Raw genomic sequence first — 13,546 nt, 5'->3', positions numbered from 1 at the left:
ATTACAAATTATTGATTGATATAAGTATTAAAATAACCACATTCTGCAATTACATCCTGATAATACTTTGTATCTGCATAATCCTTTTTCAACGCTTTGAAACCATTCCACGCAGTGAAATTAACTTTATCATCTTCAACACTCCACCAATTCGTTACATTGCTGTATTTATTATTATAAAACTCATTACGTTCACATTTTGACAATAAGTAAATACATTTTGCTTTTTGTTCTTTTGTTGTTGCTGCTTCAAATGCTTTTTGATAATACATTTTTGGAAGATCACAATTGGTAATCATTTTCTTCATCGAATCTCTAAACGAATACGGACTAGAACCGTAACCCACAATAGTTATTTCGTAAAAAGTTCTGCCGTTACCAAAATGACTTATATTATAGAACGCATTTCCTAACAATAAACTATTCGTAAAAACATCTTCTTTTTGAGCCAGTTTATCCTGCATTGCTTTTATGGTGTTTAAAAACTCAAGCTGAGAATATTTCTTCTTTTGATAAGCTGCATGTTCGCAATCATGGCAATCTTTAATGTTCCCGTTAAACGGATTTCCTAAAAACTGATAATGCTGAACAGAATCTGTTTGCTGAATAAAAGCAATTGCCTCAGGAATTTTATTTTTGAAAGTTGCCTGAACTGCCTGAAAATTATTAATGTCTTTTAGTTTCAAACTATAAATTCCGGAAGCGATTTTTTCGATTTCAGTTTTATTTGGCTTAGCCAAAAAAGTTTTCATATCCAGCAAATCTTTTTCATTGTCATAAAACGAATTTCCACCACTCCAATAATAAGGGTTTGAATGCGAATCTCCACCAAATAATTCCACCATAACCGGATTTCCTTTAGCTTTATAAAGTGCCGCTAAATAATTCTTGCTCCACGAAACCGCATTTTGATAACGAAACTCTTGTTCTTTATACGTTTTTGGAAGTTCATAATACAGCCAATTTAAATCTGCCAGAATTGTTTTCTCGTTTTTGTCAGTGAGTTTATCAATTTTGCTCATATTATTTACAAAACGAAGTAATCTTAACTGATATCCTGCCAATTCTGTTTTAGGCAGCGTTTTTTCGGCTTTATTAAAATTAATATCTGCGTTGGCAAAATCTCCTTTTAAAGTTTGCAAATACCCTAACGAAATATCCCATAAATATGGTTTCTCTGTATTACCAGCAGCAGCAATTTTCGAAACTAAATCAAATCCTTTTTTATCAAATTTAGTTTGGTTTTCGGCTCTGTTCTCGGCAACCGTCTGCGCTACTGAAGGCGCGCTATAATCATCCGGATTTGTTTTTACCGCAAATGAATTATTTATATTCTGCTCTTGTTTATTGATCAGCCTTGTCAGCAAATAATTCAAATGTTCGCTTTTAGGATCTAATTCGTAGATTTTTTCAATTGCTTGTCTTTCGTCTTTATAATATCCGTGAACTGCCCAAAGTGCGGCTTTTTCTTTATTATTTTTTGCCATTGCCAAAGACTTATTCCAATCGGCTTCATTTTTTGGGTGAAAACTATAAGCGGTAACAATTCTCATTTCCGGACATTTATCAAAAACTACAGCATACAAATAATTTGAAGTTGCATACTTTTTCTGCTGATAATTAATTCCCGCTACATAAGATAATGCACGATAATACAAAGTGTTTTTAGCAACTGAATTCTCTGTTTTATTAAAAAACAAAATTGCTTTTGGTTTGTTATTGCTATAAAAATAAGCCTTCATAGTCAGAAACCAATATCTGTTTTTCAAGAATGAATCTGAGGTTGTGTTGTAAACATTCTCAATAGACTGAATCATTTTTAAATCTTTGAAAGTTTTTGCCACAACGGGATCATAACTCCAATATTCATCGCCTATCGAAACCGTTTCTATCTTTTGTGCCAAATACAAAAACTCTATAAAACTTTTCACTTTCGCATCTTTCAAGCTTATTTTCTTTCCCCATTTTAGAGAAGTCTGGCTCTCTTTTTTGGTTTTATAATAAACATGAAGCTGCGTGATTTCGGTTTTGTTTGCAGAAACTTTGTCTTTTTCAGCATAAGGATTTGCGGTTTCGTCTCCAATCATGAAATGACTTACCGTTGCCGCATCGACTTTACCTTTCAGATAATTCTCCCAATCCGATTTTATATCTTCATTAAATCTGGAATTATGTTCTCTGTCAAACCCAATTCCGTAAAAAATAGCACCTGATAAAAAAAGCGGCGAATATGATTTATCGGCAAATGTTTCCGGAGTAAAATTCGAATTATATCCAAAATAATCCCAATCGTCACCATCGGCGCAAGCATAAATTATTCCGCAAACAGATAGTAAGGCAACGCTAGAAACAAGAAATAACTTGCTTAAAAATATTCTTTTCATAGTTTTTTAAATTGAATTCGTCTAAATCGTAAAATATAATTTCTTTTGGTTTTTGAGCTAAATTATCGTCTAAATCATCTGCCATTTCCAGCAGATCTTCAGGAGAAATTGCTTCTGTTTTCAGTAAATCATTCTCTTCATAAAAAACACCATTTTTATAATTAGATTGTTTCACTTTAAAAAAAACAGCATTTATCTGCTCAAAATTTTGATCTTTATTAAGTTCGTTTACGTTTATTTTAGAACGCAAACCAATTACTTTTTGATTCCTGATATGAACTCCCCAGGAATATATGGGCAAAGCCAAATCAAGATGCAAGGGATATTTTTTTAAACTTTTCAGATAACGTTCAGCAATCTTTTTATCGTAAATAGAATTCGCAGCATCCGGAGCGATTGTTCCCATATTATAATACATCAAAACGCCTGAATCAACATTTGGGATTTTTGTTTTCCTGAAATACTTTACCTGATGCAATCGAATTGTTGCCGAAAGCTTCTTTTGCGAAAGCTTCTTGAATCGTTCAATAAATTTTAGGTAATTGTCTTTGCTTTTTAATGTCCAGTCACAATCAATTTGAATTTCATTACACTGAATTTTATTCTTTGCATTGATTTCTTCAATAAAAGAAAAAGTTTTCTGAGCCAGGTCATCAATATCCAAATCTGGCAATAACATGACTTTGTTTTGAATAAAAACGACCGGAACAATAGTGAAATTATTTGCGTTTTGCTGAAAACGTATCGGACTTACTGGAATTGGCTGTTGATTTTCGGGATGTAAGCTAATGTCAAAATACCGAACATAAAGCTTAGTGACATTATTATCCCTTAAAACTTCTGTTTCATTTTGAGATAATTTAAAGATGGTTTTCCAATAATAAAAGGCAATTATTGGTTTATCATTTTTACCGCAACTTATCAGTAAAAAAACGAATAAAGACCACAAAAATCTTTTTATCAAAACTGAGAGAAATTAAATTTAAGCTCAAAAGTAAGAAATTATATCATCTTGACAGATTCAAATTCAAAAAAACAGCTAAACTGAACTGCTAAATATCCTAATAAATGGATAAAAAGTTTCAATTAAAGCAAATATAATCGTTATTTTGTGCAATCAAATTCAAATTAATTATGTTGAAAAACAACTTAAAATATATCCCCTTTTTACTGTTATTATTAATGATGAGCTGTGCCAAAAGAGGCAGCATCACTGGTGGATTAAAAGATACTTTGCCTCCGGTTTTGATACAAAGTTTTCCAAAAAACTATAGTACAGACTTTAAAGGTGACCAATTTGTGTTGACATTTGATGAATTTGTAAAACTTAAAACTGTAAACAAACAGCTGATCATTTCGCCACCAATGAAAAATGAACCGCTGATTACGCCAACATCTGTAAGCAAGGTTATAACGGTCAAAATCAGAGATACTTTGCAGCCAAATACTACTTATAGTTTCAATTTTGGTCAAAGTATAGCAGACAATAATGAAGGAAATGCATTGAATCAATTCAAGTATGTTTTCTCGACGGGTTCTTATATTGATTCTCTTTCGCTTAGCGGAAAAATTAAAGATGCTTATAATAAAGATGTAGACAATTTTGTATCCGTAATGCTTTATGAAGCAAATGACAAATACAAGGATTCAGTAGTTTATAAGGAACTTCCAAGATATATTACCAACACTTTGGATAGTACGCGCCTTTTTAAATTAGAAAATTTAAAGGCCGGAAAATATTTATTGGTTGCCATGAAAGACAAAGGCAGTAACAATAAATATAATCCTAAAGATGATAAAATAGGATTCATTAAACATTTTATTACGGTGCCAAATGACACCATTTTTGAATTGGAATTATTTAAGGAAACACTTCCGTTAAAGACTTTTAAACCGATACAAGCTTCCGGCAACAGACTTTATCTTCCTTATGACGGAAAACAAAACTTTAAGATTTCGAAACCAAAAATTGTATTAAAAAACAATACTGAAGTTCTGGAAACTATTGTGACACAATTTCCTAAAAAAGATTCTTTGCAGGTTTGGTATAAACCTATTAAAGTTGATTCGCTAAATCTGCAAGTTACCGCGCCGAATTATGATAAAAAGTTTTCTTTTAAAATTAAGGATCAGAAAAAAGACACTTTGAATATTACAGCAGTACAAAACGGGATCATAAATTTTAGAGATCGATTTACGCTGGAAACTGCTACTCCATTAGTGAAATTTGATAAGACAAAAATCAAATTGATTAATAAAGATTCTGTGGCTGTAGATTTTACTACAGAATATGATGAATTTGACCAAAAACTATATGTAGATTTCAAGAAAGAACCTTTGGAGAAATATCATTTTCAATTTTTGCCAGGTGCTTTAACGGATTTCTACGACAAGACAAATGATACTTTATCATATAAATTAACGACAAAGGAACTTGAAGATTACGGAAATATCATTTTGAATTTGAAAAACGTAAAACGATTTCCAATAATTGTTGAATTGACAAACAAAAAAGGTGACGTAGTTCTTGCCAGTCAATATTCTGAAGGCGAAACCAGACTTGTATTCGATCTTGTTGAACCTAACTCGTTTACGATTAGGGTTGTTTACGACGACAATAAAAATAAAATATATGATGCCGGAAACTTTTTAAAGAAAGAGTATGCGGAGGAAGTATTCTATTACCAGCAGGAATTTGATGTGCGTTCTAATTGGGATCGGGACGAAACCGTTGACATGAGTATTAAATACAATCCTGAAGTCGAGAAAAAACAAGACGCCAAGAAGAAAAAAGAGGAAGAGAAAAAGCGAAAAGCTTTCTAAATCTTAATCTTACATAACAAAGAAATATGGAAAATAGTCTGATTGAAAAAGAAAACTGGCTGACAAGAAATTGGAAATGGTTTTTACCTTCTACTCTATTTTCCATACTTCTAATTGGACTTTTACTGACCTCAACTTCTCAAGAAAATATAATCGATATTACTCAGGCTTACGCAGATAATTTACTTTTTGAAGTAGCAATTAAAAAAGCTAATGAAGATTCAAAAACTATTGGAAATATTGGAAAAATTGAGCCAATCGATAAATTAGCAATTTTAGAAGGAAGCATTTTTTACTCAGACAATCATAATACTGTCAAAGCATCAGTAAGAATCAACGGAACAAAAAATAATGGCAAACTAGACATTTTCGCCATAAAAAAAGGATCTCAATGGGAATATCAGAAAATTTCCATTCGCATTAAAAACCCTAATAACGAAATTGTAGTATTAGAAAAACTTTAAAAGCAATCTTCTAAACTGCTATTAAAAGTCAATACTAAAAACATCCTTATCACTTAAGAAATCGAGTTTTTTTCGAGTTTCCAACATTACATTTTTATCTAATTCGACCACAAAAACATTTTCTGTTTCTTGTGGTTGAAGAATGTAATTTCCTAAAAAATCAACTACTTGCGAATGTCCAATATGTTCATAATTGTTGGCATCCAAACCTATTCGATTCACTCCAACTACATAACTTAAATTTTCGATTGCACGGGCTTTCAGCAAAGAATCCCAGGCATTTGTTCGGACTTTTGGCCAATTGGCAACGTATAAAAGCAGATCATAATTTTCGACATTTCGGACAAAAACCGGAAACCTTAAATCGTAACAAATCTGCAGACAAATCTTCCAACCCAGATAATCAACAATTACTTTTTGAGTTCCTGCAGTATAAAATTTATTTTCGCCTGCGAGCGAAAACAAGTGACGCTTGTCATAATGCTGCATTTCGCCTGACGGAAAAATAAATAACATTCGGTTATAATAATTTCCATTTTCTGTAATTATCAAACTTCCTGTCAAAGCACAATTTTTCTGTTTTGCCATAGACTGCATCCAGTGAACCGTTTCTCCTTGCATAGTTTCTGCAACTTCTGAAGCATTCATGGTAAATCCTGTCGAAAACATTTCAGGAAGAACAATCAAATTTATGTCTGAATCGATTTGATTTATAATCGTTTCGAAGTTTTTTTTGTTCTTAGAAGCGTCTTCCCAATAAAGATCTGATTGAATAAGTGCGATTTTCATCTTTCAAAAATACGAATTTTAAGATTAAAATTGTTTTTTCTGCAAAAACGGATTTCTGCAAAATTTTCTCAAAAAACGGCTAGAAAGCGCTAATTTTTTAGATAACAAAAATACTTCAGGAAAATATATTGCAAAAAATATGCATTTTATGCAAAAAAAATGCAGGTGTTTAAAATAAATATATATATTTGATCGCCAATAAAAACCAAAAAAAACATGAAAACCACAGTATTATGAAAACAAAGCTTATTTCATTAGTGTTCATTGGGGGAATAATTTTCTCAGCAAACGCAAAAGAGGCTGCTTTTAAAAAGCATCTTTTTGAACAAAAAAGCAGTCAGATTGAAGTTACTGGCCAAATTATAGGTCAGGACGACGGAATGCCAATTGCCGGAGCAACTATTTATGCAGAAAGCAATAATAAAATAGTAACAATATCAGATGAAAACGGAAAATTCAAATTAAACGTTCCGGAAAATGAAGCTCATGTTATTGTATCCTACATGGGTTACGAAACCTCATCGTTTGCTTTAATTAATACTTCAAATTTAACCATTAGATTAAAACCTGCAGAAAATGCTCTGGAACAAGTGGTAGTTACGGCACTTGGGGTTAAAAAAAGCACTAAATCTATTGCATATGCTGTAACGGAACTTAAAGGAACTGAATTTACAAAGGCGAAAGAAACCAATATCGCCAATGCATTAGTTGGAAAAATTGCCGGTGTAAACGTGAGCAGCACCGCAACAGGTCCAAACGGTTCTACGAGAGTTGTAATTCGTGGTAATGGTTCCTTAAACGGAAATAACCAACCAATGTATGTTGTAAATGATTTGCCTATTGATAATACTCAGCTTAACTTACCGGGTATTGGAAACGGTCCGGGATCTACCAGAATCAACGTTGACCGTGGTGACGGAACATCAGTTATAAATCCTGACGACATTAAGACGATTACGGTTTTAAAAGGCGGAACTGCTGCTGCACTTTATGGTGCAAATGCAGCAAACGGTGTTATCTTGATTCAAACCAAAAGAGGTACGGCTCAAAAGGGAATTGGAGTTGAATACAATACTTCTTTTACTTTTGAAACTCCATCGATCATACCAGATTGGCAGTATGAATATGGTTCCGGAGCAAACGGAAAAAAACCAACTACACAAGCTGAAGCAGTTGCTGACGGACGCTGGTCCTGGGGAGCTAAAATGGACGGAACAAATGTGATCCAGTTTGACGGTGTTGCAAGACCGTATGTTGCACAAAAAGATAATATCAAGAATTTCTACGAAACAGGAACGACTTTTATAAACTCTATCGCTTTATCCGGAGGAACCGAAAAAGCTACAGGACGTCTTTCGTTTTCAAACACGGACAATCAAGGTGTTGTACCCAATAATGATTTTAATCGCAAAAGCATCAATATCGCCAGTAATGTCAACTTGACTGATTGGTTAAAATTTGATGTTGTTGCACAATATAATTTAGAAAAATCAAATAATAGAGTTACGGTTTCAGATGCTGAAGCAAACCCAAACTGGGGAACTTACATGATTGCCAACACAGTTGATATTAGAAATCTTGCCCCAGGTTATGATGCAAATGGCGTTGAAGAAGCATGGAATCCGGTTGCGGTGGCTACAAACCCTTATTTTGTAGTAAATAAAATTAAAAACAGCGATACAAAAAACCGTTTTATCGGAATGTTGAATGTAAAAATGAACTTTACGCCTGATTTATTTCTTCAAGGGCGAATTGGACAAGATTTTACAGATTATGACTTCTTTGGATACATCCCAAAAACAACTTTAAACAATCCTATTGGATATGCGCAAGGTTCAAAAGTTAAATTATCTAACCTGAATTCAGAAGCAATTCTTAATTATGGCAAGAAAAATATCTACGGAAATTTCTCTTTAAATGCTTTATTAGGTGTAAACTCCCGTACGACTTTAAGAGATGAAACAAGAGTAGAAGGTTCTGGTTTTGTACTGGATGATTTCTATGCTTTGAGCAATTTATCAACCTTGACTTATAGTTATCCTTACGGAAAAACAAAAACAAATTCTGTTTATGGAGCTGTAGATTTAGACTATAAAAATGTTGTGTTTTTGAACTTTACAGGACGTCAGGATTGGTTTTCGACGCTTTCAAAAGATAACAATACGGTATTTTATCCCTCTGTTGGAACAAGTATAATAGTTTCAGATATCTTAAAAATGCCGGAATTTGTTTCGTTTGCAAAACTTAGAACTTCCTGGGCTCAAGTTGGTGGTGCAACACCGGATCCATATGCATTAAACCAATCTTATTCAATGGTTCAGGGCGGACATAACGGTCAACAATTACAAACGCCAACAGGTACAAGGGTTCCAAATTCTACTTTAAGCCCGTTAACTTCTACAACATTTGAAGTTGGAACTGATTTAGGTTTTTTTAATAACCGTTTAAATCTTGACTTTGCATATTACAACCGTGCAACTACAAATGATATTGTCGAAACTACAATTTCTAATGCTTCAGGAGCTAATACAGCTTTATTGAATCTTGGTAAAATGAGAAACGAAGGAGTTGAAGTTTTACTTAGCGGAAAAATCATTAATTCAGAAAATTTCTCCTGGGATGCAAGTTTCAACGGATCCTATAACAAAAATACAGTTGAAGCACTTACAGATCAGTTAAACTCAATTACGATGGCAACTTCTGTAAACGGATATGTTACAATTACAAGTGATGTTGGTCGCCCATACAGTATCATAAAAGGATACAGACCTCGTGTTGATGCTAAAGGAAATACGGTTTATAATGTAAGTGGCGGTTCTGCAACAATTGCACAAGGTCCTCTTGAAGAGTTAGGTCAGGGAGTTCATCCTTGGGCTGCGGGGCTTAGTAATGAATTCAAATACAGAAACATCTCATTCAGCTTTTTGATTGATGGTAAATTTGGCGGAAGCTTATATTCCGGTACTGATTTGTACGGAACTCGTATGGGTTTGACAAAATTAACTCTTGAAGGTCGTGAAAATGGTTTACCAATTAAAGGTGTTGACACCAACGGAAATCCGGTTGATATGGTTATTGCACCAGAAAACCTTAGAACTTATTATGACGGTTTAAAAAACATTTCATCAACATTTGTTTACGATGCAAGTTTTATAAAACTAAGACAAGTAATTATTGGATATCAATTACCGCTTGAAAAATTGAAAGGATTATCAAAACTTCAGGGAGCTTCTATTTCGTTTGTGGCAAGAAACTTATTCATTCTTTATAAGAAAACGCCAAACGTAGATCCGGAATCTGTATTTAGTGCCGGAAATGCACAAGGTGTAGAACAATTTGGAGTGCCAAAAACCAGAAGTTTCGGTTTAAGTTTAAATGTCAAATTTTAAACTCCCTTAATTAATTTTTAAATTAAAAGACATGAAAAAGATAACCATATTATACATAACAGGCATACTTTTAGGAAGTATGACCGCCTGTACAAAAGATTTCGAAGAAATCAATACTAACCCAAATGTTGTTGAAAAACCAAATCCGAATTTTCTTTTCAGCAGAGCGCAATTGGATGGTTTAAACAATAATTATTTTTTTACCAATATTTTGGAATGCGGCGGAATGCTGCAACATTATGCTACGTATAAAGAAGCTTCTGGTGTGGGAGATAAATATTTGAGTAATGAAGTTTATTTTTCGGCCTATTTCAACCAGATATATCCAACGGCGCTAAATGAAACTCAAATCGTAATTGATGCCGTAAAAGACAATGCAAACGACAGTAATAAACTGAATATTGCCAGAATCTGGAAAGCATATTTATATCATAGAATTACAGATTTGTACGGTGACATTCCGTATTCTGAAGCTGCAAAAGCAACTAGTTCACAAATATTTCTTCCAAAATATGATACTCAGGAATTCATATACAAAGATTTATTGAAAGAATTGGACGAAGCTGCAACAGCATTAGACGCTGCGAAACCAAGTTTTGGCAAAGCCGATTTTATCTATGATGGCGATGTTACAAAATGGAAAAAATTCTCTTATTCTCTAATGCTTCGTTTGGGATTAAGATTAAGTAAAGTTGATCCTGCTTTATCAAAAACATGGGTAACCAAAGCTATTGCGGGCGGCGTTATTCTTAACGGAATTGATAATGCAATCATGAAATATACTGACGGTCCAAATGATTTCAACAGAAACCCGGTTGGTTTTGATGCCAGAAGACAAGATTTTACAAACGCATCATATGGTCAGAAAAATGTTGAAGGTGGAAAATTAGCCAAAACATTCATTGATTTATTAAAAAACACTGCCGATCCAAGAATTAGTGTTTATGCAGGAGTTTGGCAAGGAACAACGCAAAATACGGATGCCTCTATTCAAAAAGGTTTCCCTAACGGAATTAAAACTGCTCCAACACCAATTGAACAAGCAACTTATTCTGAACCTAACCAAAGTACGATTTTCAGATTCGACGCGCCTCTTGTACTTTTAAGCAATGCCGAAACTAATTTATATTTAGCCGAAGCTGCCGTAAGAGGATGGTACACAGGTGAAACTGATAAAGATTTATATGAAAAAGGGGTTAAAGCATCTTTCTTAAACATGGGAATTTATGGTGCAGCCTACACAATTGCAGATGCAACGCCATATTTAACTGTCAATCCATACAATGTTGCTGGATCAACCGAAGCTAAAATGAATCAAATTCATACGCAGGTTTATGTTGCCTTATTTGTAGACGAACAAGAAATTTATGCCAACTGGAGAAGAACAGGATATCCTGTTTTAGTTCCTGTAAACTTTCCGGGTAACGTTACAAACGGCACAATTCCAAGACGTTTGAAATACTCAACCAGCGAATATTCAGTGAATTCAACTAACTTAGCTGAAGCGATCAAACGCCAGGGCGAAGATAGTTTTACAACAAGAATGTGGTGGGATAAATAATTTAAACACATAGAAACATAGTTTTTTTAATTAAAAATTGAGAAATTAAAAATTAAAAAAAATCGAAACCGCGTTCCATATAGTGCTATGAGATTTATTATAAGTCAAACGCCTTTTTAGGTTCTGCAAAGCTATGTTTCTATGTGTTTAATTAATTTTTAATTCTCGATTTTTAATTTTTAATTATAAAGAATAAATGAGCATTTTAATTCTTACGGCATGCATTGCGTTTTTAATCATTCAGATAGCTTGGTTTAAAATCAATCCGTTTATTGCATTTATCATAACAGCTTTATTAGCAGGTCTATTTTTAGGCCTGCCAATAAACACTTTGTCACAAACCGTTCAAAAAGGTTTGGGCGAAATGTTAGGATCAATCACTTTGATTATTGTTTTCGGAACCTGTATTGGTAAACTTACCGTTTCATCAGGCGCCGCCAATGTCATTGCCAAAACAGTTATGGGATGGACGGGTAAAAAATACGTTCGCCTTGGCTTAATGATTACCGGATTTATTGTTGGGATACCACTATTTTATAGCGTAGGATTTGTTTTGTTAGTTCCATTAATCTTTTCAGTAGCCCATCAATTTAAGCTTTCAAAAGTATATCTCGGTATTCCAATGCTGGCGTCGCTTTCAGTAGCACACGGTTTTTTGCCTCCACACCCGTCTCCAATGGCGTTAAGCACTATTTTGAATGCTGATATTGGACTTGTTTTAGTCTACGGAATTATAATCGCTATTCCGACTATTTTTATTGCGGGTTTGTTATTTTCTAATTTATTGAAGAATATCAAAACCGAATCCGATCATGAAATTCTAAATGTCGAAGAAGTCGTAAACGAAGGCAAACAACCCAGTTTTGCACTAAGTTTATTCTCAGCCTTATTTCCTGTTTTCGGATTAACGCTGACTTCAATATTGCCAATGCTTTCAAAAAATGAAACTTTAGTAAACATTTGCAAAACCGTCGGAGAACCAAGCATGATTATGCTGATTTCTCTATTGATTTGCACTTATACTTTAGGAATTAGAATGAACAGAAGCATCACATCAGTAATGGAAGATTATGCCGTTGCAATAAAAGATGTCGCTTTAATAGTTTTAATTGTTGGTGGCGCGGGAGGATTAAAAGAAGTAATGATTGTAAGCGGTGTAAACGAAACTATTGTAGCCTCACTAACACAAACAAACATTCATCCATATTTATTGGCATGGATAATGGCGGCAATCATACGCGTTTGTGTTGGGTCTGCAACTGCGGCAGGATTAATGACTGCCAGTGTTTTATTACCTTTACTACAAACCACCGGACTAGATCCTAACTTACTGGTTTTATCCGTCGGAGCCGGAAGTTTAATGTGCTCGCACGTCAACGATCCAAGTTTCTGGATGTTCAAAGAATATTTTAATATCAGCCTGAAAGATACTTTCAAATCATGGACCGTCATGGAATCTCTAGTATCTGTTTTAGGAATCATTTTCGTTTTTATTTTAAACTCTATAATACATTAATATCATGAATTTATTACCACAAGAAAAATTTGAAACATTAGGCTTATCCTTACCACCGGCACCCCAACCACTTGGTATTTATAAACCTTATTTAGTTGATGGTAAATATTTATACCTTTCAGGTCACGGGCCTGTTAATGACGACAAATCCTTAATCATTGGCCGAATTGGTGATGACATGGATATCGAAGAAGGAAAATTAGCAGCAAGACAAGTCGGCTTAACAATGCTTTCTACAATTGTAACCAATTTTGGAAGCCTGAACAAAGTAAAACGTGTTATAAAAGTTTTAGGAATGGTGAATTGTAATGGCGATTTCCTGAGACATCCATATGTAATAAACGGCTGCAGTGAATTGTTTGCCGAAGTTTGGGGACAAGAAAACGGAATTGGAGTAAGAAGCGCCGTAGGAATGGGATCTTTACCAGATAATATTCCTGTTGAAGTAGAAGCTGTTTTCGAATTATATTAAAAATTTTAGTCCACAGATTTTACGGATTAAACCGATTCACACAGCTTATTTATTGAACCATTAAGATATTAAGTTTATTAAGAAGCTAAGCTTAATTTTTCTTAACCTTTTTAAGTTTCATTAAGTCAAGCTTAATTTTCTTAATATC

The 13,546-nt window shown here is 33.7% G+C and carries 9 protein-coding genes; 6 read left to right on the top strand and 3 right to left on the bottom strand.

The window, feature by feature from the left end; translation table 11 throughout:
- Positions 1-8 precede the first annotated feature (8 nt).
- Both EAH81_RS14610 and EAH81_RS14605 read right to left on the bottom strand, forming a co-directional pair.
- Positions 9-2,384 (bottom strand): hypothetical protein, encoded by a 2,376-nt coding sequence (locus EAH81_RS14610; RefSeq protein ID WP_140508336.1) that lies wholly within the window; start codon positions 2,382-2,384, stop codon positions 9-11.
- Positions 2,344-3,333 (bottom strand): hypothetical protein, encoded by a 990-nt coding sequence (locus EAH81_RS14605; protein ID WP_241676569.1) that lies wholly within the window; start codon positions 3,331-3,333, stop codon positions 2,344-2,346. Before EAH81_RS14605 ends, EAH81_RS14610 begins: the two co-directional genes overlap by 41 nt.
- A gap of 185 nt (positions 3,334-3,518) precedes the next feature.
- Between EAH81_RS14605 and EAH81_RS14600 the strand changes: the two genes are divergently transcribed.
- Positions 3,519-5,207 carry an Ig-like domain-containing protein gene (locus EAH81_RS14600; protein ID WP_140508334.1) on the top strand — a complete coding sequence of 563 codons (1,689 nt, stop codon included), beginning with the start codon at positions 3,519-3,521 and terminating at the stop codon, positions 5,205-5,207.
- 26 nt (positions 5,208-5,233) lie between these two features.
- Positions 5,234-5,671 (top strand): cytochrome c oxidase assembly factor Coa1 family protein, encoded by a 438-nt coding sequence (locus EAH81_RS14595; protein ID WP_140508332.1) that lies wholly within the window; start codon positions 5,234-5,236, stop codon positions 5,669-5,671.
- A 21-nt stretch (positions 5,672-5,692) separates the two neighbouring features.
- Here the strand turns inward: EAH81_RS14595 and EAH81_RS14590 are convergent, their stop codons facing one another.
- Entirely contained in the window at positions 5,693-6,460 is a 768-nt protein-coding gene (locus EAH81_RS14590; protein WP_140508330.1) for an amidohydrolase, read from the bottom strand.
- Between the two features lie 233 nt (positions 6,461-6,693).
- Between EAH81_RS14590 and EAH81_RS14585 the strand changes: the two genes are divergently transcribed.
- From EAH81_RS14585 to EAH81_RS14570, 4 genes are all read left to right on the top strand, one after another.
- Positions 6,694-9,849 (top strand): SusC/RagA family TonB-linked outer membrane protein, encoded by a 3,156-nt coding sequence (locus EAH81_RS14585; protein ID WP_140508328.1) that lies wholly within the window; start codon positions 6,694-6,696, stop codon positions 9,847-9,849.
- A gap of 31 nt (positions 9,850-9,880) precedes the next feature.
- Complete coding sequence (locus tag EAH81_RS14580; protein ID WP_140508326.1) at positions 9,881-11,410, top strand: SusD/RagB family nutrient-binding outer membrane lipoprotein; 1,530 nt, start codon at positions 9,881-9,883, stop codon at positions 11,408-11,410.
- A 196-nt stretch (positions 11,411-11,606) separates the two neighbouring features.
- Positions 11,607-12,926: a GntP family permease gene (locus tag EAH81_RS14575; protein ID WP_140508324.1), complete on the top strand. Its 1,320-nt coding sequence runs from the start codon at positions 11,607-11,609 to the stop codon at positions 12,924-12,926.
- A 4-nt stretch (positions 12,927-12,930) separates the two neighbouring features.
- Complete coding sequence (locus EAH81_RS14570; protein ID WP_041518541.1) at positions 12,931-13,398, top strand: RidA family protein; 468 nt, start codon at positions 12,931-12,933, stop codon at positions 13,396-13,398.
- Positions 13,399-13,546 lie beyond the last annotated feature (148 nt).

The sequence above is a fragment of the Flavobacterium pectinovorum genome (assembly GCF_006438875.1).
Taxonomy (GTDB): domain Bacteria; phylum Bacteroidota; class Bacteroidia; order Flavobacteriales; family Flavobacteriaceae; genus Flavobacterium; species Flavobacterium pectinovorum_A.
This window is presented reverse-complemented; position numbering and strand designations above follow the sequence as displayed.

Bases quoted from the DNA above. Each gene is read 5' to 3' on its own strand.
- EAH81_RS14585 (WP_140508328.1), top strand. From the start codon at position 6,694: ATGAAAACAAAGCTTATTTCATTAGTGTTCATTGGGGGAATAATTTTC.
- EAH81_RS14575 (WP_140508324.1), top strand. From the start codon at position 11,607: ATGAGCATTTTAATTCTTACGGCATGCATTGCGTTTTTAATCATTCAG.
- EAH81_RS14570 (WP_041518541.1), top strand. From the start codon at position 12,931: ATGAATTTATTACCACAAGAAAAATTTGAAACATTAGGCTTATCCTTA.
- EAH81_RS14595 (WP_140508332.1), top strand. From the start codon at position 5,234: ATGGAAAATAGTCTGATTGAAAAAGAAAACTGGCTGACAAGAAATTGG.
- EAH81_RS14580 (WP_140508326.1), top strand. From the start codon at position 9,881: ATGAAAAAGATAACCATATTATACATAACAGGCATACTTTTAGGAAGT.
- EAH81_RS14610 (WP_140508336.1), bottom strand. From the start codon at position 2,384: ATGAAAAGAATATTTTTAAGCAAGTTATTTCTTGTTTCTAGCGTTGCC.
- EAH81_RS14600 (WP_140508334.1), top strand. From the start codon at position 3,519: ATGTTGAAAAACAACTTAAAATATATCCCCTTTTTACTGTTATTATTA.
- EAH81_RS14590 (WP_140508330.1), bottom strand. From the start codon at position 6,460: ATGAAAATCGCACTTATTCAATCAGATCTTTATTGGGAAGACGCTTCT.